Source organism: Rhizobium leguminosarum, assembly GCF_019798305.1.
Lineage (GTDB): Bacteria > Pseudomonadota > Alphaproteobacteria > Rhizobiales > Rhizobiaceae > Rhizobium > Rhizobium leguminosarum_U.
Genome location: NZ_JAAXDD010000017.1, coordinates 93833 through 117322, shown reverse-complemented (window position 1 = coordinate 117322; position 23490 = coordinate 93833). Strand labels below are relative to the sequence as shown.

Annotated in this window: 19 protein-coding genes; 11 read left to right on the top strand and 8 right to left on the bottom strand. The window is 59.6% G+C overall.

The window, feature by feature from the left end:
- Positions 1-35 precede the first annotated feature (35 nt).
- The 3 genes from HFO99_RS27350 (at position 36) to HFO99_RS33675 (ending at position 767) form a co-directional block, all read left to right on the top strand.
- On the top strand, positions 36-317 hold the full coding sequence (locus tag HFO99_RS27350; protein ID WP_222364782.1) for a hypothetical protein: 282 nt from the start codon (positions 36-38) through the stop codon (positions 315-317).
- Positions 318-440: 123 nt separating this feature from the next.
- Complete coding sequence (locus HFO99_RS27345; RefSeq protein ID WP_003539654.1) at positions 441-596, top strand: hypothetical protein; 156 nt, start codon at positions 441-443, stop codon at positions 594-596.
- Positions 597-632: 36 nt separating this feature from the next.
- Positions 633-767: a hypothetical protein gene (locus HFO99_RS33675; protein WP_260298902.1), complete on the top strand. Its 135-nt coding sequence runs from the start codon at positions 633-635 to the stop codon at positions 765-767.
- Positions 768-932: 165 nt separating this feature from the next.
- Here the strand turns inward: HFO99_RS33675 and gyrA are convergent, their stop codons facing one another.
- Positions 933-3770 carry a DNA gyrase subunit A gene (gene gyrA / locus HFO99_RS27340; protein ID WP_222364781.1) on the bottom strand — a complete coding sequence of 946 codons (2838 nt, stop codon included), beginning with the start codon at positions 3768-3770 and terminating at the stop codon, positions 933-935.
- Between the two features lie 236 nt (positions 3771-4006).
- Here gyrA and HFO99_RS27335 point away from each other — a divergent pair, with 236 nt between their 5' ends.
- The gene (locus HFO99_RS27335; RefSeq protein WP_222364780.1) at positions 4007-4654 is read left to right on the top strand and encodes a MarC family protein; all 648 of its coding nucleotides are present in this window, start codon (positions 4007-4009) and stop codon (positions 4652-4654) included.
- A gap of 134 nt (positions 4655-4788) precedes the next feature.
- Here the strand turns inward: HFO99_RS27335 and HFO99_RS27330 are convergent, their stop codons facing one another.
- The 4 genes from HFO99_RS27330 to HFO99_RS27315 all read right to left on the bottom strand — a co-directional run bounded on the left by HFO99_RS27330 (position 4789) and on the right by HFO99_RS27315 (position 10526).
- A complete protein-coding gene (locus HFO99_RS27330) occupies positions 4789-7305 on the bottom strand; it encodes an Hsp70 family protein (RefSeq protein ID WP_222364779.1) in 2517 nt (838 codons plus the stop codon).
- Between the two features lie 17 nt (positions 7306-7322).
- A complete protein-coding gene (locus HFO99_RS27325; protein ID WP_222335207.1) occupies positions 7323-7679 on the bottom strand; it encodes a hypothetical protein in 357 nt (118 codons plus the stop codon).
- Positions 7680-9653 (bottom strand): hypothetical protein, encoded by a 1974-nt coding sequence (locus HFO99_RS27320; RefSeq protein WP_222364778.1) that lies wholly within the window; start codon positions 9651-9653, stop codon positions 7680-7682.
- 369 nt (positions 9654-10022) lie between these two features.
- Positions 10023-10526 carry a single-stranded DNA-binding protein gene (locus HFO99_RS27315; RefSeq protein ID WP_222364776.1) on the bottom strand — a complete coding sequence of 168 codons (504 nt, stop codon included), beginning with the start codon at positions 10524-10526 and terminating at the stop codon, positions 10023-10025.
- 283 nt (positions 10527-10809) lie between these two features.
- On the opposite strand from HFO99_RS27315, the gene uvrA reads away from it, so the two are divergent.
- Genes uvrA through HFO99_RS27300 form a run of 3 tightly spaced genes read left to right on the top strand, consistent with a single transcriptional unit; the run spans position 10810 to position 15020 of the window.
- Complete coding sequence (gene uvrA, locus HFO99_RS27310) at positions 10810-13731, top strand: excinuclease ABC subunit UvrA (protein WP_222308456.1); 2922 nt, start codon at positions 10810-10812, stop codon at positions 13729-13731.
- Positions 13728-14189 carry a GNAT family N-acetyltransferase gene (locus HFO99_RS27305; protein WP_222335211.1) on the top strand — a complete coding sequence of 154 codons (462 nt, stop codon included), beginning with the start codon at positions 13728-13730 and terminating at the stop codon, positions 14187-14189. The genes uvrA and HFO99_RS27305 overlap by 4 nt, the downstream gene beginning before the upstream one ends.
- 24 nt (positions 14190-14213) lie before the next feature.
- The gene (locus tag HFO99_RS27300) at positions 14214-15020 is read left to right on the top strand and encodes a DUF72 domain-containing protein (protein ID WP_222308454.1); all 807 of its coding nucleotides are present in this window, start codon (positions 14214-14216) and stop codon (positions 15018-15020) included.
- Positions 15021-15062: 42 nt separating this feature from the next.
- On the opposite strand, the gene HFO99_RS27295 is transcribed toward HFO99_RS27300, so the two are convergent.
- Entirely contained in the window at positions 15063-16085 is a 1023-nt protein-coding gene (locus HFO99_RS27295; protein ID WP_222364774.1) for a DUF808 domain-containing protein, read from the bottom strand.
- A 292-nt stretch (positions 16086-16377) separates the two neighbouring features.
- Positions 16378-17850 carry an NAD(P)H-hydrate dehydratase gene (locus HFO99_RS27290; RefSeq protein ID WP_222364772.1) on the bottom strand — a complete coding sequence of 491 codons (1473 nt, stop codon included), beginning with the start codon at positions 17848-17850 and terminating at the stop codon, positions 16378-16380.
- Between the two features lie 343 nt (positions 17851-18193).
- On the opposite strand from HFO99_RS27290, the gene HFO99_RS27285 reads away from it, so the two are divergent.
- The 3 genes from HFO99_RS27285 to hspQ all read left to right on the top strand — a co-directional run bounded on the left by HFO99_RS27285 (position 18194) and on the right by hspQ (position 20610).
- Positions 18194-18532, top strand: a complete 339-nt coding sequence (locus tag HFO99_RS27285; protein WP_015339877.1) for a P-II family nitrogen regulator — start codon at positions 18194-18196, stop codon at positions 18530-18532.
- Between the two features lie 78 nt (positions 18533-18610).
- Positions 18611-20020: a type I glutamate--ammonia ligase gene (glnA, locus tag HFO99_RS27280; protein ID WP_017964276.1), complete on the top strand. Its 1410-nt coding sequence runs from the start codon at positions 18611-18613 to the stop codon at positions 20018-20020.
- A 260-nt stretch (positions 20021-20280) separates the two neighbouring features.
- Positions 20281-20610: a heat shock protein HspQ gene (gene hspQ, locus HFO99_RS27275; RefSeq protein ID WP_003559363.1), complete on the top strand. Its 330-nt coding sequence runs from the start codon at positions 20281-20283 to the stop codon at positions 20608-20610.
- Between the two features lie 114 nt (positions 20611-20724).
- Here the strand turns inward: hspQ and HFO99_RS27270 are convergent, their stop codons facing one another.
- Complete coding sequence (locus HFO99_RS27270; protein WP_222335214.1) at positions 20725-21387, bottom strand: invasion associated locus B family protein; 663 nt, start codon at positions 21385-21387, stop codon at positions 20725-20727.
- A 284-nt stretch (positions 21388-21671) separates the two neighbouring features.
- On the opposite strand from HFO99_RS27270, the gene HFO99_RS27265 reads away from it, so the two are divergent.
- Positions 21672-23474, top strand: a complete 1803-nt coding sequence (locus tag HFO99_RS27265) for an extracellular solute-binding protein (RefSeq protein ID WP_222364770.1) — start codon at positions 21672-21674, stop codon at positions 23472-23474.
- Positions 23475-23490 lie beyond the last annotated feature (16 nt).

Below are 23490 nucleotides of genomic sequence, written 5' to 3'. Positions count from 1 at the left end.
GATTTGGCCAGTCATTCCGGGCGGCTGAACGGCGGATGAATGTGCCGTTCAAGGCGGTTTCAGACGGGATCTGCTTAACTTGGATCATCAAGGCAGCCGCTGCCATTCCGGCATCCGGCGCTCCCCGAAAGACCAAGTCCATGCTGATCGTGCTCGTTGCACTTGCCGTCGTTTTCTCACTCGCCGCTGAGATGGCCTATGGCTATTTCGCCGATCGATACGAGATGAGCTGGGTGCGGCCGGAGCTTGCCGAGCATGCGGCCATCGTGCGCGTCCAGGGCCGGCTGCGTGAAGCTTCGAATCTGAACGCCAGATGAACGAGACATTCAAGGTCGCTTCAGATCGCCATTGGTAAACACCCGATCAACATCCGGCGGAACCATTTTCAGACGGATGCGTTCATTCAACCGATACATAGATGCGGCGCGGAAGGAATAAAAATGCCCGGCAAGATTACGATGATTAACGTGCTCTGGATGGTAATGGTCACGGGCATGCTGACCGCAACTGTCGCACTCTATGATCAGAAGGTCGATACCTCAAAGGTTTATGGTCCCTATGCTTCGGCCCGGACGGCCGTGCTGGGCCAGTACTGAGGGGCGAGAACGCAACTCCCCAGGAAAGGAATGCCTATGTTCACGATCTTGACAATGCTCACAGCCCTTATCAGCGTCATGTTCATCGTGTCTGTGGCCTCGACGATTTCAGCGCTCCGGCGCGAAGGCGAAGAGGTGAAGGCGCTGAACGAAAAACATAGAGCGTTCTGACATTCCTGTCTTACTAGCCTCTCCCACCCTTGAGCGGCACCCTTCCGTCGCCAGGGCCATTCAAAGCCGGATGCACCCAGCGTCCGGCTTTTTATTTGGGCGTGTCCCGAACCATCATCCGATTTGAAAAGAAAAGGGCGGCTCGAAGCCGCCCCGTTCATTTGATCATTCCTCGGCAGGCCCCGCCGGATCGCCATCGGCAATCGGCGCCTCGTCGCCGCCACCTTCGTCGGCAGCACCTTCGTCGGTAGCAGGAGCGCCTTCGGCGACCTCGACAGCCTCTTCCGTCTCATCCTCCTCCGGCTCGCTGATGCGCTCGACCGAGACGACCTTCTCGTCCTTGGCCGTCGAGAAGATGGTGACGCCCTTGGTGGCGCGGCTGGCGATGCGAATGCCGCCAACCGGCACACGGATCAGCTGGCCGCCATCGGAAACCAGCATGATCTGGTCGCCGTCATCGATCGGGAAAGCCGCGACCAGCTCGCCGATCTCGGCGGTCTTCGAGGTGTCGGTGGCGCGGATGCCCTTGCCGCCGCGGCCGGAAATGCGGAAGTCGTAGGACGAAGAACGCTTGCCGAAGCCCTTTTCGGAAACGGTGAGCACGAATTGTTCGCGTGCTCTCAGCTCTTCGTAGCGCTCGTCGGAGAGCTGTCCCTCCTCGGTGACTTCTTCACCGACCAGCGCAATATCCTCTTCATCCACGCCCGTCGCCCGGCGTTCGGTGGCGGAACGCTTGAGATAGGCAGCACGTTCCCACGGCTCGGCGTCGACATGGCGCACGATGGTCATCGAAATGATGCGGTCGCCGCCGGCAAGCGAGATGCCGCGCACGCCGATCGAATTGCGGCCGGCAAAGACCCGGACGTCGTCGACGGAGAAGCGGATGCACTGACCAAGCGCGGTCGTCAGCAGCACGTCGTCATTTTCCGTGCAGGTCTCGACGGAGAGGATTTCGTCGCCCTCCTCCTCGAGCTTCATGGCTATCTTGCCGTTACGGTTGACCTGGACGAAGTCCGACAGCTTGTTGCGGCGGACGGTGCCGCGCGTCGTCGAGAACATGACGTCGAGATTGTCCCAGCTCGTCTCGTCCTCGGGCAATGGCAGGATCGTGGTGATCCGCTCGCCGGGTGCGAGCGGCAGCATGTTGATCAGCGCCTTGCCGCGCGAGGTGGGCGTGCCGATCGGCAGGCGCCAGACCTTCTCCTTGTAGACGATGCCGCGTGAGGAGAAGAACAGAACCGGCGTATGGGTGTTGACGACGAATAGCCGGCTAACGAAATCCGCGTCGCGGGTGGTCATGCCGGAGCGGCCCTTGCCGCCGCGGCGCTGGGCGCGGTAGGTGGTCAGTGGCACGCGCTTTATATAACCGAGATGCGAGACGGTGACGACCATGTCCTCGCGGGCGATCAGGTCCTCGTCATCCATTTCGAGGCCGCCATCGACGATCTCGGTGCGGCGCGGCGTGCCGAACTCGTCGCGGACGGCGAGAAGTTCGTCCTTGACGATGGTCTGGATGCGAACGCGCGAGGAGAGAATATCGAGATAATCCTTGATTTCCTCGCCGATCTTGTTGAGTTCGTCGCCGATTTCGTCGCGGCCAAGCGCGGTCAGGCGGGCAAGGCGCAATTCGAGGATGGCGCGGGCCTGCTCTTCGGAGAGGTTGTAAGTCAGATCCTCGTTGATGCGATGGCGCGGATCGTCGATCAGACGGATCAGGCTTTCGACATCTTCCGCCGGCCAGCGGCGGGTCATCAGTTCTTCGCGGGCCGACTGCGGATCTGGCGCCTGGCGGATGACGCGGATGACCTCGTCGATATTGGCGACGGCAATGGCGAGACCGACCAACACATGGGCGCGGTCACGCGCCTTGCGCAGCAGGAATTTCGTTCTTCGACTAACGACTTCTTCGCGGAAGGAGACGAAGGCGCGCAGCATGTCGAGCAGCGTCAGCTGCTCGGGCTTGCCGCCGTTCAGCGCCACCATGTTGCAGCCGAAGGACGTCTGCAGCGGCGTATAACGATAAAGCTGGTTAAGGATGACCTCGGCATTGGCATCGCGCTTCAGCTCGACGACGACGCGATAACCCTGGCGGTCGGATTCGTCGCGAAGATCGGAGATGCCTTCGATGCGCTTGTCGCGCACCAACTCGGCCATCTTCTCGATCATCGTCGCCTTGTTCACCTGATAGGGAATCTCGGTGATGATGATCTGCTCGCGGTCACCGCGCATCGGCTCGATGGCGGCGACGCCGCGCATGATGACGGAGCCGCGGCCGGTCTCATAGGCGGACCGAATGCCGGCACGGCCAAGGATCTTCGCACCGGTCGGGAAATCGGGACCGGGAATGATCTGTATCAGTTCCGGCAGCTCGATGGCCGGATCGTCGATCAGCGCGATGCAGCCGTCGATGACTTCGGAGAGATTGTGCGGCGGGATATTGGTCGCCATGCCAACGGCGATGCCGCCGGCGCCGTTGACGAGCAGGTTCGGGAACTTGGCGGGCACCACGACAGGCTCGGAGAGCGTGCCGTCGTAGTTGTCGCGGAAATCGACGGTTTCCTTATCGAGATCGTCGAGCAGCGAATGGGCAGCCTTTTCGAGGCGGCATTCGGTGTAACGTTCGGCCGCCGGCGGATCACCATCGACCGAGCCGAAATTACCCTGACCGTCGATCAGCGGCAGACGCAGCGACCAGGGCTGCGCCATGCGGGCGAGCGCATCATAGATCGCCGAGTTGCCGTGCGGATGGAATTTACCCATCACGTCACCGGTGACGCGGGCGCATTTGACGTATTTCTTGTTCCAGTCGATGCCGAGCTCGGACATGCCGTAGAGGATGCGCCGGTGCACGGGCTTCAGACCGTCGCGCACGTCGGGCAGCGCGCGGCTGACGATGACGCTCATGGCGTAATCGAGATACGACCGCTGCATTTCCTCCATGATGGAGATGGGCTCGATGCCTGGCGGGAGCTTCCCGCCGCCGGGGGGTGTTTGCTCAGTCAAAACAGATCACGATCTCTTCTAGAATCACTTGAAGATTTATAGCGGAAAGCCTGCTGCCGCGCCAATTTCACAGCGTGTTTTGAACAGGCTTTTGCGGCTTAAAGAGGGTAAAACATGCAAGTTGCGCGGCCGGACCGAACAAATCCGCCGCGGGCCGCCGCGGGATATTTGCCAAATCGAAATCCCCGCTTCACAATCATAAAAACCACGCACTCATATGGGGTTCCGGAGAGCCGATGGCAAGCGCCGACCAATTGATCAACGCCTTCACGACGCTGCTCGTCACCATCGATCCGCCGGGGCTCGCACCGATCTTTCTGGGCCTGACGACAGGCATGAGCCGCAGCGAGCGTACGCAGGTGGCGCTGCGCGGTTCGACCATCGCCTTCATCATCCTCGCCGTCTTCGCGTTGTTCGGCGCGGGCGTGCTCGGCGTGCTCGGGATTTCGATCGGCGCCTTCCGCATCGCCGGCGGGCTGCTGCTGTTCTGGATCGCCTTCGAGATGGTGTTCGAGAGGCGGCAGGAGCGCAAGGAGAAGGCGACCGAGGCAGCGATAACCAAGGATCATATCGAGAATATCGCCGTCTTCCCCCTCGCCTTGCCGCTGATTGCCGGCCCGGGTGCGATTTCGGCAACGATCCTGCTGGCCGGCACGCTGGCGACCTCGATCGGGAAAGCGCAGCTGATCGGCGTCATTGCCGCCAATCTGCTGCTGACCTTCGTCATGCTGCTCATCGCCGAAAGGCTGGACCGTTTCCTCGGCGTCACCGGCCGGGCCATCCTGACACGGCTCCTCGGCGTCATCCTCGCCGCCCTTGCCGCACAATTCGTCGTCGATGGGGCGAAGTCGGCGTTCAATCTGATCAGCGCGACACCGCACTGAAACCGGCGCGAGATCCGGAATTACGCCGATCCAGCATCCGGATCGAGATCACGGAAACAAAACATGATGTCGTCCGAACCACGGAACCTTTTCGGCATCAGCCTCCGGGCGCGTGTTTGCAGCGATATACGGGGTCACGAACCCAAGAGATGGGCCAATTCTACAATCTTCGATCCGCTGACCTCCATCGACACCCTGTTGTTTAGGATTCCCCGGATGGCCGTCTTAAGACCCTCGACATCGTCAGCATCGATGCGGGCGATCCCTTCGCCGACAAGACGTTCGTGAAGTTCGCGGTCGATCGCAAGATAATCCTCGCTTGCGATCTCCTTGAAGAGACCGACGAGAAACGCGGGCTGGCTCGAAACGATCTTGAACCGGATGGATCGCATTTCGTCCAAGGCGTATCTGGCGGAATCGAAGTCCCCTTCCCTGACCGTTCGCCGCGCCGTCGAAACCAGACGGTCGTGCCGTTCAATATCAGCATCCTCCGCTATATCCCTCAGTTCATCGAAATCAACTTCTGAGCTTTCGACCTCGCGGGTGACGACCTGTTTGACGTTTCCGGGGCTGATCTTCCGAAGCGCTACTTCCTGACGGATCTTGCGCGCTTCCTCGGTCACGGACCTGTGTGTGTCGGCATCGATGGAGGTCGCGAGCGCCGCATGCTGATCCTCGATCTTGTTTCTCAGCGGATCAATATCCGTCGATAGATGCGGAAGAACTTCCTGCAGTTCCTGCAGTTCCTCCTCGGCGCGTGCGAGTAACGATATCGCGATCTGCGACCCCTGTTCTCCCTCGAAGTTGATGTGGCCGCCTTCCACGAAATAAAGAGCCGGTGCGTCGATAACTCGACCTATTTCGGGAATTTCCACCGCGAAACTCAAGGTTCCGTTGTCACTCATGCGCCAGTGAACGATCAGATCCGAACCACGGGAGATGCGTTCGCCGCGGGCTAAATCGTTCTCGGCATCGAGCCTGAAGTCGCCGATATGCAGGTTCTTTTCTGGATCATCGACGCCCGTTGCCATATCGAAGAACTCGAAATTCAGCGTGTCGGGCGTGCCGCCGCGCAACGTCTTGCCGGATCGGAACGTCTCGCGGCCCTCCGCCGGAAGGGCCGTTCCTTTGACCACAAGCGGCATGAGGCGGTTTCGCTCATAGCCTACAGTGCCGACCTGTGTCTTGACCGCCAGCGTATACGTCATCGGAATGCTAGCCGCACTGGCTGGAGCACGCGAGATGACGATTTCGCGAGAGAGATCGGGAATGGCGACGCCGTCGTCACCCGACACCGATATCTTGAACCGGTTGTCTCCGTCCTGCCTCAGCGTCAGAGGCATGCGTAGCGCCCCGTCGATAGGCGATCTTCCACTTGTGGCACCCGTCTCATCTACAACTTCGATCCAGTAGCGCTCAGTATTGCTGCCATCCGGCTTGACGCTGAGGCGAGCGGTCGCAGCGGTGACGCGGGCCGGGTAGTCGAAAACGAGGTTGATGTTGCCTCGCACCTCTTCGCGAGCGCGGGAGGTCTTTCTCGTCGAATGAGTGTCTTCCCACACCCGGCTTTCTGCGAAGATCGCAGCACCCATGGCGACCGCGGTCATCGGATCCAGAGTCTGTTCCACTTCGATGGCAAGTTCGTTCTGCAGCAGTTCGCGGATAAGAGGCATCTTCGACGGGCCGCCGATCGGAACGATCTTGCTGATGTCTTCGGCCTGATATCCGTTGTCGGAAATAATCTTGCGGCAGAGATCGATCGTGTCGTCCACCCGGTCGCGAATGATGTTGGCGACGGCGTCACGCGTTGTGTCCACACCGAGATAGATCTCAGCACCGTCGAGATCCTTCATCCTGATATCGTCCTCGCTAGCGAAGATCGATGCAGAGCCAGAAGCCGAAAGCTGGATTTTCGCTCGCTCTATCGCGTGATGGGAGATCGTCTTGAGATGGCGGTAGGCCGGATCTTTCTGGAAATTCTCCGGCAACCTGAAGTTCGACACCAGCCACGGCCTGACGATGCTGTCAAAGATACGCCTGTCGAAATCGCGACCACCGAGCATGTTGATGCCTTCGTGCGCGATGACATTCACGGAGCCGCCCGTGCTGATCACCAACGCCACGTCAAAGGTGCCTCCGCCGAGATCGTAGATCAAAAACACGCCATCTTTGACGGGTGTCTTTGCAATGGCTGCGATGGCCGCCGCGACAGGCTCTTGGATCAGGCTGACCTTATCGAGTCCGGCAGCTTTGGCGGCTTTTACGGTCGCCTCGCTTTGCATCTGGTTGAATGCCGCTGGGATCGTGATGACGACACCCTGGATATTTTGGCCGCCGGATTCTGTATTTGCCTGCGAGACGAGCGTCCGGATCACTTCGGCGCTGCAATCCTCCGGCGTCCACTCTTCCTCGTTGATGCGAACCGGACTGCGGGTTCCCATCAGCCGTTTGAAGCCCGCAGCGACGCTCTGCGGAGAAGTGACGGTACGATCATAGGCGCTCTTGCCTACGAACCTGTGCCCACGTCTGTCGATGTAGATGACGCTCGGGAGGACGTCGCTGCCGTCGGCGGTCTTGAATAGGCGAAGCTGTCCATCGACGTATCCTACGACTGCCGAATTCGAAGTGCCGAGATCAATTCCAAGATACATAATCGGATCCGTTGCTATTAGTTCTGGATAGCCAGCAAGACGCGGCCAGATTGGAGAATGCGCATATCCCTAACAACGGCGGGCTCTACCGTCTTCTCTACGACCAGTCCCTCTTCGTCGGAGAAGTCTTCAAGGTTGTCGGCCGTTGCCGGGCATCCGGGCCCGAAAAGTTCGCCATCAAACGTGATCAGTTTCAGACCCGCTTCGGCCGCAAGCGACTGGAGCTGAAGTTCCGAATATCTAATCTGCGATGCAAGACGGTTACGGTCGCCATCGGGCACAAGTTCGATCGCTTTCGAAAATCGCTGCAAAAGCTTCCATTGCTCGACGCACAATCTGGCAACAATGGCGGAATCATCTGTCTGTTCAATCATCTACCATCCCTTTGCGATCGTCGACGCTTCGGTCATGAATTGCGAAGTTTTGCTGGCCGCTTCCGATTTCACCTGATCCATGTCGTTCTGCCTGTATCGGAAATTTGCGCAACGCCAATTGAAGTCGGAGACCAGCGCGTTGAAGCTCGACACCGCCGCGTCGGTAAACGCTAGGCTCCGCAGAAGGTCGAGCCGCTTGCCCTGGAAAATGCAATAGCGCAATTCCGAGCGGTTCAGAGATTGGCCCACACCGGGCAAAGGTTTTACCTCAGAACGGGTATCGACCGGCGTCGGTGGTACCACGTGGATACTGTTGTTCGAGGTCGTCGAATCGTCCGGCGTGAAGGGTTTGTTGGCCGAAGTCGTCGAAGAGCGATATGTGTCAGATGCTGTCGAGCTGGAATAGGATGACGTCTTCTTGGAATTCGACAGAACAATGGGCACTGCGATAATTGCGATGATGACTCCCCAGCCGACAAGCTTCATTCTGCTGTCACGGCGCTGCTTCGTGAGAGCCGAGTGCAAGGTCGAGAATTCCGTCTTGAGACCAGGCGGTGCGATGAGTATGGACTCTTCCACCAGGGTCATCATGCGCGACCGATTGCCCTTCTGCTTCTCGATCTCCGGTATTTTCCAGTTTCCGAACAGGGTTTCCGCGTCGTCGCCAAGGCGATCCATAGTTGCCTGCGAAACAGCGCAATCCTTGAGACGATGCATTACTGCCTGTAGGAGTTTGTAGGCGACTTCGGGGTCATCGTAGTCGTTGTTGAAGGATAGGGAGAGATCTAGCGAGGCGACTGCTGCCAAGTTGGCATCGCCGCCTTTTGCGAGATAGCCTTCCAAAGTGGACACGAACAGTCCGACCGGGTTGGGGGCGCTCGTGACGACACCGGATCTTCTGACAACCTTGGAAAATTCCTTGTGTGTCGACTTGGCTGTTTCGCATGCCGCGGCAAGAGGCGCGAACAGCTCAACAGCCTGATGATCCGCCATGACGGCCTCGATATCGGCAAGATCCTTGTCCGAGACCTTCTTGAGATCCTCCGTCTCGGCCAGAAATGCGCCTGACCATAGGATCAGCTTTTTCGCTTCATCCAGCTTGTTCTCGTTATTGACCAGATCGAGAAGATAGCTTCGAATCTCGAAGAAAAGCCCCTTGGTACGTGGCTCCGAATGCCCCCGCCAGCGATAGAACCCAGCGATCGGGCGGGCGAATTTACTCCATTCCTGAAGCAGTTCGACGATCCGGATCAGCCCAGCGGACAATTCCATGCTGCCAGTCTTCGCTTTCGATATGGTGTCTGAAATATCGGCGGCAGCGGTCGAAAGAATGCGTTCGTTTCTTTTCTCGTACTCCTTGACCATGGCGGGGAGCAGAGACGAAGGAGAACTTTTAAGGACTTCATCATCCACGAGCATCCGCATCACCGAACCTGGATCCTTTCCACCAAGGACGCTGGCGACGACTATGACCGCATGTGCGCCTCTGAGGTCATGGAGGCACGAATTTAGAAGCTTGGCGTCGGGGTCAGGCATTCCCGCCGCGCGTCTCGTCGATCTCAGAAACGCAAGAACTGTGTCAGGCTCGATCCACTCCCAGGCTTTGAGGAGTGCGGAAACGATCTCCTCCGACACGGACTGTCTAACGCAGAAGTCCGCGAGAATGTTAGCCTTGGCAAGCTCAGCAAAGTTGCCGACGAAATCCAGAAGAGGCGTCTCAGCAAACTTGCCTTGGGCGGACATCACCGTCGAGATCTCAGCATCACTGAGCTCAGGCAGCCAGGAGATTTCCGCGGCAAGCCGCAGGCGAGGCGTCAGAAGCGTCTGCTGGGCCTTGTGCAGTTCGGCCTCTGAAACCAAAGCCGAAAATCCGGCTTCTTCCACGAGATCGAAAATTTCTGCCGCTGTCGAATGATAGCTCGCTCCAACCACGTGGAAAGCGTTCGATGTCAGCAGAAATACTTCAGCCTCCATTTTGCTTTTTGCCCTCCGCGTCGCCCGAATCAATAGCGCCAGTAACAGCCTCGCATGAACTCAAGACTATTCGAATATCACTTGTGGTTGGCTACAACCAACGAAAGGAACCACAACGTTTTCTTCTTGTCGTTGAAACCTTTGAAGCAGCTAGCTGGTGCGTGGCCAGAAACACTACAGGCAGTAGCAATGGCTAGCGCCGCATGGAGTCGGCGCTCAACCTAATCAGAGCAACGCTGCACTGAAACGGCTGTAGAGAATTGAGATCGATTCGGCTTGAATTCCGCCACGAGATCAACGAAAAAGAGTATTACGCCGTCAATGACATCACACTCCCGGATCTTTCACCAAGCCAGAAAAAGCGGCCGATCAGAACGGGATGTCGTCGTCGAGATCCCGCGAGAAGTTGCCGCCACCGCCGCGGCTCGGCGATGAAGCGGGAGCCGGGGCGCCGTAATCGTCGCCATAATCGTTGCCGCCAGCGCCGCTGCCACGGCCGCCGCTCGCACCGCCGCCTTCGCCGCGGCCGTCGAGCATCGTCAGCGTCGAACCGAAACCCTGCAGCACCACTTCCGTGCTGTAACGGTCCTGGCCCTGCTGGTCCTGCCATTTACGGGTCTGCAGCTGGCCTTCGATATAGAGCTTGGCGCCCTTCTTCACATATTGCTCGACGACCTTGCAGAGGCCCTCGTTGAAGACGACGACAGTGTGCCATTCGGTCTTTTCGCGGCGCTCGCCGGAATTGCGATCGCGCCAGGTCTCCGAGGTCGCGATACGAAGATTGGCGATCGGCCGGCCATCCTGAGTGCGGCGGATTTCCGGGTCTGCACCGACGTTTCCAATCAGAATTACCTTATTCACGCTACCAGCCATGCTTCTCACCCTGCCTGCCGCCCTGCCCGGCGGCGTTTAATCGATCGGCGCACCTTAAACCATCACGGACCGCCGATGCGCATGGGCGGCATTTAATCCACATGTTTATCCATCAGAAAGCCGCATGCATTCATCAGGAATTTTGTTCTTTATTTGTTCTAGTTTATCCGTATGATCCTGTCAACAGAATCGAAAACCTTGAGCCCTTGCGGATATTCGGCCTCGACTCGCCCGTCGGCATCACTAAATAAGGGCTGTTATCCAGAAAACCAAAGCAGAGACGATGAGCGAACTGAAGACGATCTCCATCCGCGGCGCGCGCGAGCATAATCTCAAGAGCATCGATCTCGATCTGCCGCGTAACAAGCTGATTGTCATGACGGGGCTTTCGGGTTCCGGCAAATCCTCGCTCGCGTTCGACACGATCTATGCCGAGGGCCAGAGGCGCTATGTCGAGAGCCTGTCGGCCTATGCCCGGCAGTTCCTCGAGATGATGCAGAAGCCCGACGTCGACCAGATCGACGGGCTGTCGCCGGCGATCTCGATCGAGCAGAAGACCACCTCGCGCAACCCGCGCTCGACGGTCGGCACCGTCACCGAGATCTACGACTACATGCGCCTGCTCTTTGCCCGCGTCGGCGTTCCCTATTCGCCTGCCACCGGCCTGCCGATCGAGAGCCAGACCGTCAGCCAGATGGTCGACCGCATTCTCGATTTCGGCGAGGGCACCCGTCTTTATATTCTTGCGCCGCTCGTGCGCGGGCGCAAAGGCGAATACAAAAAAGAACTGGCCGAGCTGATGAAGAAGGGTTTTCAGCGCGTCAAGGTCGACGGCCAGTTCTATGAGATCGCTGAAGCGCCGGTGCTCGACAAGAAATATAAGCACGATATCGACGTGGTGGTCGACCGCATCGTCGTGCGCTCGGATGTCTCGGCACGCCTGGCCGACAGTCTGGAGACCTGCTTAAAACTCGCCGACGGGCTGGCGGTTGCCGAATTCGCCGACAAGCCGCTGCCGCCGGAAGAGACATCGGCCGGCGGCTCGGCCAACAAGTCGCTGAACGAGACGCATGAACGCGTGCTGTTTTCGGAGAAATTCGCCTGCCCGGTCTCGGGCTTTACCATTCCCGAGATCGAACCCAGGCTCTTCTCCTTCAACAACCCGTTCGGCGCCTGCCCGACCTGCGACGGCCTCGGCGCCCAGCAGAAGATCGATGCGGATCTGATCGTGCCCGAGCCCGAGCGGACGTTGCGCGACGGGGCGATCGCGCCCTGGGCCAAGTCGACCTCGCCCTATTACAACCAGACGCTGGAAGCGCTCGGCAAACATTACGGCTTCAAGCTCGGCACCCGCTGGAACGATCTCTCCGACGAGGCCAAGGACGTCATCCTCAACGGCACCAACGACAAGATCGAATTCCATTATGCCGATGGCGCCCGCTCCTATACGACGCAGAAGAATTTCGAAGGCATCATCACCAACCTCGAGCGCCGCTGGAAGGAGACCGATTCGGCCTGGGCGCGCGAGGATATCGAGCGCTTCATGTCGGCCGCCCCCTGCCCTTCCTGCAACGGCTTCCGCCTGAAGCCGGAGGCCTTGGCGGTGAAGATCGACACGCTGCATATCGGCGAAGTGACCGCGATGTCGATCCGCGTCGCCCGTGATTGGTTCGAGACGCTGCCGGCAAGCTTCAACGCCAAGCAGAACGAGATCGCCGTGCGCATCCTCAAGGAAATCCGCGACCGGCTGCGCTTCCTCAATGATGTTGGCCTGGAATATCTCAGCCTGTCGCGCAATTCCGGCACGCTGTCGGGCGGCGAAAGCCAGCGCATCCGGCTTGCCTCGCAGATCGGCTCGGGGCTGACGGGCGTGCTTTACGTGCTCGACGAGCCGTCGATCGGCCTGCATCAGCGCGACAATGCCCGGCTGCTCGACACGCTGAAGCACCTGCGCGACATCGGCAACACCGTCATCGTCGTCGAACATGACGAGGATGCGATCCTGTCGGCCGACGACGTGGTCGATATCGGCCCGGCAGCCGGCATTCACGGCGGCCAGGTCATCGCCCATGGTACGCCGCAAGACATCATGGACAATCCGAACTCGCTGACCGGCAAATATCTCTCCGGCGAACTCGGCGTTCCCGTTCCCGACGAGCGCCGTAAGCCGAAGAAGGGCCGCGAGATCAAGGTGGTCGGCGCACGCGGCAACAATCTCAAGAATGTCACGGCGTCGATCCCGCTCGGGGTGTTCACGGCGGTGACCGGCGTTTCCGGCGGCGGCAAATCCACCTTCCTCGTCGAGACGCTCTATAAATCGGCGGCAAGGCGCGTCATGGGCGCGCGTGAAAACCCAGCCGATCACGACCGCATCGACGGCTTCGAGCATATCGACAAGGTGATCGATATCGACCAATCGCCGATCGGCCGCACCCCGCGCTCGAACCCGGCGACCTATACCGGCGCCTTCACGCCGATCCGAGATTGGTTCGCCGGTCTGCCGGAGGCGAAGGCCCGCGGCTACCAGCCGGGCCGCTTCTCCTTCAACGTCAAGGGCGGACGCTGCGAGGCCTGCCAGGGAGACGGCGTCATCAAGATCGAGATGCACTTCCTGCCCGATGTCTACGTCACCTGCGACGTCTGCCACGGCAAGCGCTATAACAGAGAGACGCTCGACGTCACCTTCAAACAGAGGTCGATCGCCGACGTGCTCGACATGACGGTGGAGGAAGGCGTCGATTTCTTTGCGGCGGTGCCTGCCGTGCGCGACAAGCTGCAATCGCTGAAGGATGTCGGCCTCGGTTATATCAAGGTCGGCCAGCAGGCGAATACGCTTTCGGGCGGCGAGGCGCAGCGCGTCAAGCTTGCCAAGGAACTGTCGAAACGCTCGACGGGACGCACGCTCTACATTCTCGACGAACCGACAACCGGCCTGCATTTCCACGACGTCGCGAAGCTGCTCGAAATGCTGCACGAACTGGTCAACCAGGGCAATTCGGTGGTGGTGATCGAACACAATCTCGAAGTCATCAAGACGGCCGACTGGGTGCTCGATTTCGGCCCCGAAGGCGGCGATGGTGGCGGCGAGATCGTCGCGACCGGCACGCCGGAAGCAATCGTCAAGGAAGAGCGGTCCTATACCGGACAGTTCCTGAAGGAATTGCTGGAACGGCGCCCGGTGAAGAAGGCGGTTGCGGCGGAATGACGATGAGGCCAGCGTCGCCCGATGATCTGGAAACGATCGTGACGCTGACCGCAGCCGCCTATCGGTCCTATACCGAACTCTTCGGTGCTCCGCCGATCCCGGTGACGGAGGATTACGCGCCGAGGATCGAACACGGCGAGGTCTGGCTGCGCGAGATCGGCGGGCAAACGGCCGGCCTGGCGGTCGTCGAACGGCATTCCGATCACCTCATGCTGTTCAGCATCGCCGTTTCGCCGGCCTTTCAGGGTGCCGGACATGGGCTGGCGATGCTGCGCTGGCTGGAGGGCAAGGCGCGGGAATGGGCCATGCCGGAGATCCGGCTCTATACGAATGCTCGGATGGAGCCGAATATCGCGCTCTATAGCGCCTTCGGATTTCAGGAAACGGGTCGCCGAGAGAACCCTTATCGGCCAGGGTGGACGCTCGTCGACATGACGAAAGAGATCAATGCGGCCTGAGCGGCTGCGAATGGGGAGGACGACATGACGAAATCCGGCACTATCCGCACCGGCATCGGCGGCTGGACCTTCGAGCCCTGGCGCGGGCATTTCTTTCCCGAGAGCCTGAAGCAGAAGGACGAGCTGAATTATGCCAGCCGTCAGCTGAAGGTTATCGAGGTCAACGGCACCTATTACAGCACGCAGAAGCCCGCGGTCTTTGCCAAATGGGCGGCAGATGTGCCCGACGGTTTCATCTTCTCGCTGAAGGCGACACGTTTCGTCACCAATCGGCGGGTGCTTGCCGAAGCCGGTGAATCGATGGAGCGGTTTCTGTCGTCGGGCATCAGCGAACTCGGCGACCATCTCGGGCCGCTGCTCTGGCAGTTCGCGCCGACGAAGAGGTTCGATGCAGACGATTTCGAAGCCTTCCTGAAGCTGCTGCCGGCAAAGCAGGACGGGCTGAGGCTCCGCCACGTGGTCGAGGTGCGGCACGATTCCTTCAAGGTGCCGGAGTTCGTCGCGCTATTGGCGAAATACGGCGTGGCGCCTGTTTGCGCCGAACATTTCGAATATCCGATGATCGCCGACGTCACGGCCGATTTCGTCTATGCGCGGCTGCAGAAGGGCTCAGACGATATCCCGACCTGCTATCCGGAAAAGGAGCTGAAGGCCTGGGCAGACCGGCTGGAGACCTGGGCCGAGGGCAAGGTTCCTGATGACCTGCCGCTGATCGATGGAGATCGCAAGGTGAAGGTCGAGCCGCGCGACGTCTTCGCCTTCATGATCCATGAGGGCAAGGTCAATGCGCCGCATGGGGCAATCGCCCTGCAGCAGGCGCTGGCGAAATAGGCGAGGCTGGTATGACGCTTTGCTCGTCGATGGACTCTGGCTTTATTTTTTCCCGTTCGCCAGCGCCTCTTTCCGCCGGCGGCGCGGCAGGAGCGATTTGAGGTACCGCCATATCGGCGAGACGGCGTAGCCTGTGATCGGAATTGCGATCAAGCCGGCGACGATACCGACGATGCCCGCGCCTGCGGCCTCGACGATCCAGCGCAGCACCGATGCCAGAACGGGAACTGCATGCGCAGTCGCCTCGCCGGCATCATGGATCAGATGCGCAAGACCGCTGATGCCATAGGCTTCGAGGCCATGAACGATGATGCCGCCGCCGACCCAGATCATGGCGGCCGTTCCGACGATGCCGAGCACTTTCAGAAAGTAAGGCATACCTGTGACAAGCCCCTTCCCGATCGAACGCAAGACGGCGCCCATCGGAGATGCCGTCCGCACACGCGCGAGCATCAGACCCAGATCATCGGCCTTCACGATAAGCGCCACACCGCCATAGACCATGATCGTGATGCCCAGTCCAACGACGGCAAGGATGAGGGCCTGCGTGAACATGCTGCCTGACGGCACCGCCGCGAGCGTAATCGCCATGATTTCGGCCGACAGGATGAAATCCGTCTTGATTGCGCCGGCAACCTTCTCGTCTTCTAGCGATTTGGCATCGAGGCTTGTCGTCTCGAGTGCCGATTCATGGGCTTGGGCTGCATGCGGCATCACCAGTTCGTAGACTTTTTCCACACCCTCGTAGCAGAGATAAATCCCGCCGATCATCAGCAGCGGCGTGATCGCCTGCGGTGCGACAAGGCTCAGGATCAGTGCTGCCGGAAGCAGGATCAGAAGCTTGTTCTTCAGCGAGCCGAGCGTGATCTTGCCGATGATCGGCAATTCGCGTGCTGCCGAAAATCCGGTGACGTAGCGGGGTGTGACTGCCGCATCATCGATGACGACGCCAGCCGCTTTCGCGCCTGCCTTGGCAGCCTGGCCGGCGATACCGTCGAGCGACGCCGCAGCCACCTTGGCCAATGCCGCGATATCATCAAGAAGGGCGATCAGGCCAATACTCATTCGAGCCTCCGTCGAAAGACAGACTTGCGCAAAAAAACGGAAAGCCCGTCAACGAGACGCGGAACCCTCCGCCGGGAAGATGCCACGCAAGGATCGCAACGACAATGGCCGTTGTTCAGCCGGCATCGGGTTCAACCCGCCTCGTCCAACGGACGGATCTGCCGTTCCCGCTTCTGCGAGACCCGGCATTTACAATTGTAAAACAATCCCGGACTGCGCCACAGTCAGACATGTCGGGTCACGGTCCAGATCTTGCGTTCAAGGTGCAGGAGGCGAGCAGCGGGCAGGCGCTCTATAGCGGCAATACTTCGGCTGCAAGCTCCTCTGCCGTCAACCCCTTGCCGGCGCGTTGGCCTGCCTCGCCATGCAGCCAGACGCCGGCAGCCGCGGCCTCGAAGGCCGGCAGGCCCTGGGCGAGCAATCCGCCGATGATGCCGGCAAGCACGTCGCCGGAACCGGCGGTGGCAAGCCAGACGGGAGCGTTGGTATTGATGAGCGCACGGCCGTCTGGCGCGGCGATGACGGTATCGGAGCCTTTGTAGATAATCGCGGCATTGGCGCGGCGGGCGGCGGCCAAGGCCTTGTCCACCTTGCCGAGCGCTTCGTCGCCGCCGATATCGGGAAAGAGCCGCGCGAATTCGCCTTCGTGCGGCGTCAGCACCAGCCGCGGCTCACCCTCGAAAAGATCAAACAGCTGTTGCGGATCGTCCTTGAACGAAGAGATGCCGTCGGCATCAAGCACCAGATGGCGATCGGCAAGGGCCGAGACGAAGCCCCGTGCCCTGGCGCCGATGCCGAAACCGGGGCCGAGGACGAAGGTCTGCAGCCGCTTGTCGGAGAGCCAGTCGCCGAGGTCGGCCTCGTCGTCGATGGCATGCAGCATGACGGCGGTGAGATGCGCAGCATTGGCGGCCATCGCCGCGCGAGGGGCTGCGATCGTCACCAGGCCGGCGCCGGCCTTCAGGCCCGAGATCGCCGACATGCGCGCGGCACCCGTCTTGTCGGCATCGCCTGAGAAGACGACCAGATGACCGCGCTTGTATTTGTGGGTTTCCAACTGCTCGGCCGGCAACACGCACTTCCAGGCATCCGGCGTGTTCTCGGCGATGACACCCCCCGCCTCAGCCCTGACGATACGAGCGGGGATACCGATGTCGAAGACCTCCAATTCACCGCAAAGCTGCCTGCCCGGCATCAGCAAATGCCCGGGCTTGCGGGTCATGAAGGTGATGGTGTTGCAGGCCCGGAAGGCGGCACCCAGCACCTTGCCGGTGCGGCCATCGAGGCCGGAGGGCAGATCGATGGCGAGCACGGGAATCTCGGCGTGGGTGACGCGGCCGATCAGCGCGCGCACATCGGCCGACACCGCGCGACCAAGCCCCGCCCCGAACAGGCCATCGATGACGACGTCGCCGGTTTCAGGGCGATAGAGGTCGAGTTCCTGTCCCTCCAATGCGCAGCCGATGCGGGCGCGGGCGGCATCGCCCTTCAGCCTCACGGGATCGCCGAAGTGGAAGAGCGCCACCCTCGCCCCGCTCTGCTGCAGATGACGTGCTGCGACATAGGCGTCGCCGCCATTGTTGCCGGGTCCGCAAAGCGCGACGAAGCGCAGCGCTCCGGGATGAAGGCGCAGAGCCGCGGCCGCAACCGCGGCGCCTGCCCTTTCCATCAGGGCGAAGGAATCGATGCCGGATGCGGCAGCGGCGGTATCGACGGCGGCCATTTCGGCCGGCGTGAGAAGAAGGTCGGACAGGTGTTTGATCATCACCCTATTCAATCAAAAAACGCCCAAAAAACAACCGCCTGGAATACCAAAGAGAAGAACGACATTTAAGCATTTGCCTATCTTTTCATCATCTCGAGACGTGTATTCGCAGTTGCGAAAATACCTGACTTTTTCCGTTTCGGATGTGATTTTGATCGGAGACAATGTTTTTCCACCTGTTCCGCTACAAAAACCACACAGAATTCCCCGCAAACGCGCCGGTTTTGACAGAATCGACGTCTTTTTTCGATAAGATGGATTTCAAACTGGCACGATATCTGCATCATATTCGGCGAGCGGGAAAATTCCTGCCATAACAGGAGAAGCGGAGAGACATTTTCTCATGAAAAAGATCGAAGCGATCATTAAGCCTTTCAAGCTGGACGAAGTGAAGGAAGCCCTTCAGGAAGTCGGTCTGCAGGGTATCACGGTCACGGAAGCCAAGGGTTTCGGCCGTCAGAAGGGCCACACGGAACTCTACCGCGGAGCCGAGTATGTCGTCGATTTCCTGCCAAAGGTAAAAGTCGAGGTTGTACTTGCCGACGAGAACGCTGAAGCCGTCATCGAAGCGATCCGCAAGGCGGCGCAGACCGGCCGCATCGGGGACGGAAAGATCTTCGTCTCCAACGTCGAAGAGGTTATCCGCATCCGCACCGGCGAGACCGGCATCGATGCCATCTGACCACTTTGCCAATCACGCAAAGTCCGTTACCGTCATCGCCGACCCACACCGTCATCGCAAATCGGAGGAAACTACTTAATGGCGACCGCGAGCGAAATTCTGAAGCAGATCAAGGAGAACGACGTAAAGTTCGTCGATCTGCGTTTCACCGACCCGAAGGGCAAGCTGCAGCATGTGACGATGGACGTCGTCTGCGTCGATGAGGACATGTTCGCTGACGGCGTGATGTTCGACGGCTCCTCGATCGGTGGCTGGAAGGCCATCAACGAGTCCGACATGGTGCTGATGCCCGACACCGAAACGGTGCATATGGACCCGTTCTTCGCCCAGTCGACCATGGTCATCGTCTGCGATATCCTCGATCCGGTCTCCGGCGAGGCCTATAATCGCGATCCGCGCGGCACCGCCAAGAAGGCCGAGGCCTACCTCAAGGCATCCGGCATCGGCGATACGGTTTTCGTCGGCCCGGAAGCCGAATTCTTCGTCTTCGACGACGTCAAATACAAGGCCGATCCTTATAATACCGGCTTCAAGCTCGATTCGACCGAACTGCCGTCGAACGACGACACCGATTACGAGACCGGCAACCTCGGCCATCGCCCGCGCATCAAGGGCGGTTATTTCCCGGTTCCCCCGGTCGACAGCGCCCAGGACATGCGTTCGGAAATGCTGACGGTGCTCTCCGAGATGGGCGTCGTCGTCGAAAAGCATCACCATGAAGTCGCCGCCGCCCAGCACGAACTCGGAATCAAGTTCGATACGCTGGTGCGCAACGCCGACAAGATGCAGATCTACAAATATGTCGTGCACCAGGTGGCCAATGCCTACGGCAAGACGGCGACCTTCATGCCGAAGCCGATCTTCGGCGACAACGGCTCGGGCATGCACGTGCACCAGTCGATCTGGAAGGGCGGCAAGCCGACCTTTGCCGGCGACGAATATGCCGGCCTTTCCGAGAGCTGCCTGTTCTACATCGGCGGCATCATCAAGCACGCCAAGGCGATCAATGCCTTCACCAATCCGTCGACGAACTCCTACAAGCGTCTCGTCCCGGGTTATGAAGCGCCTGTGCTGCTCGCCTATTCGGCCCGCAACCGCTCGGCCTCCTGCCGCATTCCGTTCGGCTCCAACCCGAAGGCCAAGCGAGTCGAAGTCCGCTTCCCGGATCCGACCGCCAACCCCTATCTTGCCTTCGCCGCCATGCTGATGGCCGGCCTCGACGGCATCAAGAACAAGATCCATCCCGGCAAGGCCATGGACAAGGATCTTTACGACCTGCCGCCGAAGGAATTGAAGAAGATCCCGACCGTCTGCGGCAGCCTGCGCGAAGCCCTCGAAAGCCTCGACAAGGACCGCAAGTTCCTGACGGCCGGCGGCGTCTTCGACGACGATCAGATCGATGCCTTCATCGAGCTGAAGATGGCTGAGGTGATGCGTTTCGAAATGACGCCGCATCCGGTCGAATACGACATGTACTATTCGGCCTGATCAGGCCCTGAACACAGAAGGTCCCGGCCCGCCGGGGCTTTCGCCTCCCAGGTCATGGACGCCACTACAGCGTCGCGCGTCTTTCAGACGCGCAAAGGACGCTGTAGAACTTGGAGTGCTGCATAATTTTATCCTTAAATCGATTTCGATTTAAGGAATTATGCAGAAGGAGGATATGACGTTCATGTGACGAACTCGTGCAAAAATCTTGATTTGCGCGACACCAATCACCAAATTTGGTGATGAAAGGAAGTCGTACCATGAAAGAAAGAATAGCAAAGTTCAGTATCGGCGAAGTGGTTCGGCACAAGGTATTTCCGTTTCGCGGTGTCATCTTCGACGTTGATCCGGAATTCGCGAATACGGAGGAATGGTGGAATTCCATTCCCGCCGAGGTGCGCCCGAGCAGGGACCAGCCCTTCTATCACCTGCTCGCTGAAAACGACGAAAGCGAATATGTCGCTTATGTCTCCGAGCAGAATCTGATGAACGACGAAAGCGGCACGCCGCTTCGCAACCCACAGATCTACCAGATTTTCGATCAGGCCCCGTCAGGGCAGTTCAAACCCAAGATGAGCTTCGCCCACTAACTCACTCGTGCCGATCGTTGAATCAAGGCCTCGCTTCTCCCGGCGAGGCCTTTTCTTTGCGCAACAAAAAACCCGGCATGAAGCCGGGTTTCTGTTTCAAAGAAGGTAACAGGATTACTGCGCCTTGGCTGCCTTCTGGGCGTCTTCCAGCTTCTTGCGGGCTTCTTCGGCCTTTTTCTGCATGCCTTCCTGCAGGCTGCGCTGGCTTTCAACGAGCTTGGATTCGGAAACCGGTTCGCCGTCATAAGCACCGGTGAAGCCTTCAAGCGAAATCTTGATCGGGTTCGGAGCGCGGCGGAAATTGATCGAGGTGAAGATCACGTCGCTGCCCTTCTTGAGGCTGGCGATCATCGCGTCGGTCAGCGGGATTTCAGCCGTGCACTTGTCCGGCAGGCAGACGGCGTAGTCGAGCTTCTGGCCCTTACCGCCGTCGATCTGCATGAGGACACCGGGAGGGACGAGGCGTGCCGTGGGAACCGAGACCTGCAGGAGCTTGCGGTTGATTTTGCCGGAAACCGAGATCAGGCCGACGGCCGTGACGAGCTGGCCGCCATTGGCGAGAATCAGGTTCTGGACAACACAGATGTCGTTGTCTTCCTGCTTGCTGCAGGTCTTGTACCAGCCGAGCTTCGGCGCTCCTGCGGCCTGTGCCGGGGCATCGGCCGGAGCCTGTGCCGCCGCCTCCTGCGCGAAGGAGGAGACCGGAGCCGAAGCGCCGAACACCACTGCCAGAACGGACAGCGCTGCCCGCATTTTCTTTTCAGACTTGAACATCATAACGAATTCCGTCTCCTGACATCCGTTCGGGGCAACGTCTTGCCGCCCCAACCATCGGGTCGTTCGGCACTCCACCTCTTAAAAAAATAAGGCAAATGCATGACCCCTAAACTTCGGGTTCACCTGTTACATCGCAGCGTGCAAGATATCCAGCACTTCTTTGGCAATTTGACGCGCATTTCGTCGCGATGCCAAAGAAATCGCCGCTCCGTGTTGGAATCGGTCGACCCCATGATAATCTTGGCGTGAATCATGCCCCGTTTTCACGGATCAAGGATTGCCGAATGCTCCGTATCGTCGTCCCTCTCGTCCTCTCGCTGCTGTGCGGCACTGTCGCCGCCGAGCCGCTGCACGGCATCGCGATGCACGGGGAGCCTGCCCTGCCGGCTGATTACAAGCACTTCCCTTACGTCAATCCCGACGTGAAAAAGGGTGGCAAGATCACCTATGGCGTAGTCGGCACCTTCGACAGCCTCAACCCGTTCATCCTGAAGAGCATGCGCACGACGGCGCGCGGCATGTGGGATCCGGATTATGGCAATCTCGTCTACGAATCGCTGATGCAGCGTTCCAGGGACGAGCCTTTCACCCTCTACGGCCTGCTTGCCGAGACGGTCGAATGGGACGACGACAGGAGCTTCATCCAGTTCAATCTCAATCCGAAGGCGAAATGGGCCGATGGCCAGCCGGTGACGCCTGAGGATGTGATGTTCACCTTCGAGCTGATGCGCGACAAGGGTCGCGTGCCCTTCGCGAACCGCCTCAACGTCGTCGCCAAGATGGAGAAGGTCGGCGAGCACAGCGTGCGCTTCACCTTCAACGACAAGGCCGACCGCGAGACGCCGCTGATTTTCGGTCTGTTTCCGGTGCTGCCGAAACATGCGATCGATCCGGCAACCTTCGACCGTTCATCGCTGACGCCGCCGGTAGGCTCCGGTCCCTACAAGGTCAAGACGGTGAAGCCCGGCGAGAGCATCACCTATGAGCGCGACCCCAACTACTGGGGCAAGGACATTCCCGCCAAGGTCGGCACCGACAATTATGACCAGATCACCGTCCAGTATTTCCTGCAGGATACGACGCTGTTCGAGGCCTTCAAGAAGGGCGATGTCGACATCTATCCGGACGGCAATCCCGGTCATTGGGCCAATGCCTATAATTTCCCCGCCGCCACCTCGGGGGCCGTGGTCAAGGATGTGTTCACACCGAAGCTGCCAAGCGGCATGCTTGGCTTCGTGTTCAACACGCGCCGGCCGATCTTTGCCGATCTCAAGGTCCGCGAAGGCCTGTCGATGGTGTTCGATTTCGAATGGGCGAACAAGAACCTCTATTCCGGCGCCTACAAGCGCACGCAGAGCTTCTGGCAGAATTCCGAGCTGTCGAGTTTTGGCGTCCCCGCCAATGCAGCCGAGCTTGCCCTGCTCGGGCCGATCAAGGACAAAATTGCCCCGGAGATTCTCAACGGCACCTACAAGCTGCCAGTCACCGATGGTTCCGGCCGCGACCGCAATGTGCTGAAACAGGCCGTCGAGCTGCTGAAACAGGGCGGCTATACGATCCAGGGCGGCAAGATGCTCGATGCCTCCGGGCGCCAGCTCGCCTTCGAGATCATGACGCAGAATGCCGACCAGGAGAAGCTCGCCGTCGCCTACCAGCGTTCGCTGCAGACGATCGGCATCGCCGCTTCGATTCGCACGGTCGACGATTCGCAGTATCAGAGCCGGACGAACAGCTTCGACTACGACATGATCATGAAGTCCTACACGTCGTCGCTATCGCCTGGAAACGAACAGCTCGGCCGCTGGTCTTCAGCCGCGAAGACCCGCGAGGGCAGCGACAGCTTTGCAGGCGCCGCCGACCCGGATCTTGATGCCTTGATCGATCACCTGCTCCGGGCGCGCTCGGCCGAGGATTTCACTGCGGCGGTCCGCTCCTACGATCGGCTGCTCCTGTCTAGCCATTACGTGCTGCCGCTCTATCATATGGGCCAGCAATGGGTGGCGCGCAGCAAACGCATCGGCCATCCCGACACGGTACCGCTCTACGGCTACCAGCTACCGCTATGGTGGGATACGAGCGCCCAATAAAAAGCAGCCGAACCGC

Excerpts from the sequence above, each read along its gene's own strand:
- HFO99_RS27350 (WP_222364782.1), top strand. The coding sequence starts at position 36 with ATGAATGTGCCGTTCAAGGCGGTTTCAGACGGGATCTGCTTAACTTGG.
- HFO99_RS27345 (WP_003539654.1), top strand. The coding sequence starts at position 441 with ATGCCCGGCAAGATTACGATGATTAACGTGCTCTGGATGGTAATGGTC.
- HFO99_RS33675 (WP_260298902.1), top strand. The coding sequence starts at position 633 with ATGTTCACGATCTTGACAATGCTCACAGCCCTTATCAGCGTCATGTTC.
- HFO99_RS27335 (WP_222364780.1), top strand. The coding sequence starts at position 4,007 with ATGGCAAGCGCCGACCAATTGATCAACGCCTTCACGACGCTGCTCGTC.
- HFO99_RS27330 (WP_222364779.1), bottom strand. The coding sequence starts at position 7,305 with ATGTATCTTGGAATTGATCTCGGCACTTCGAATTCGGCAGTCGTAGGA.
- HFO99_RS27325 (WP_222335207.1), bottom strand. The coding sequence starts at position 7,679 with ATGATTGAACAGACAGATGATTCCGCCATTGTTGCCAGATTGTGCGTC.
- HFO99_RS27320 (WP_222364778.1), bottom strand. The coding sequence starts at position 9,653 with ATGGAGGCTGAAGTATTTCTGCTGACATCGAACGCTTTCCACGTGGTT.
- HFO99_RS27315 (WP_222364776.1), bottom strand. The coding sequence starts at position 10,526 with ATGGCTGGTAGCGTGAATAAGGTAATTCTGATTGGAAACGTCGGTGCA.
- uvrA (WP_222308456.1), top strand. The coding sequence starts at position 10,810 with ATGAGCGAACTGAAGACGATCTCCATCCGCGGCGCGCGCGAGCATAAT.
- HFO99_RS27305 (WP_222335211.1), top strand. The coding sequence starts at position 13,728 with ATGACGATGAGGCCAGCGTCGCCCGATGATCTGGAAACGATCGTGACG.
- HFO99_RS27300 (WP_222308454.1), top strand. The coding sequence starts at position 14,214 with ATGACGAAATCCGGCACTATCCGCACCGGCATCGGCGGCTGGACCTTC.
- HFO99_RS27295 (WP_222364774.1), bottom strand. The coding sequence starts at position 16,085 with ATGAGTATTGGCCTGATCGCCCTTCTTGATGATATCGCGGCATTGGCC.
- HFO99_RS27290 (WP_222364772.1), bottom strand. The coding sequence starts at position 17,850 with ATGATCAAACACCTGTCCGACCTTCTTCTCACGCCGGCCGAAATGGCC.
- HFO99_RS27285 (WP_015339877.1), top strand. The coding sequence starts at position 18,194 with ATGAAAAAGATCGAAGCGATCATTAAGCCTTTCAAGCTGGACGAAGTG.
- glnA (WP_017964276.1), top strand. The coding sequence starts at position 18,611 with ATGGCGACCGCGAGCGAAATTCTGAAGCAGATCAAGGAGAACGACGTA.
- hspQ (WP_003559363.1), top strand. The coding sequence starts at position 20,281 with ATGAAAGAAAGAATAGCAAAGTTCAGTATCGGCGAAGTGGTTCGGCAC.
- HFO99_RS27270 (WP_222335214.1), bottom strand. The coding sequence starts at position 21,387 with ATGATGTTCAAGTCTGAAAAGAAAATGCGGGCAGCGCTGTCCGTTCTG.
- HFO99_RS27265 (WP_222364770.1), top strand. The coding sequence starts at position 21,672 with ATGCTCCGTATCGTCGTCCCTCTCGTCCTCTCGCTGCTGTGCGGCACT.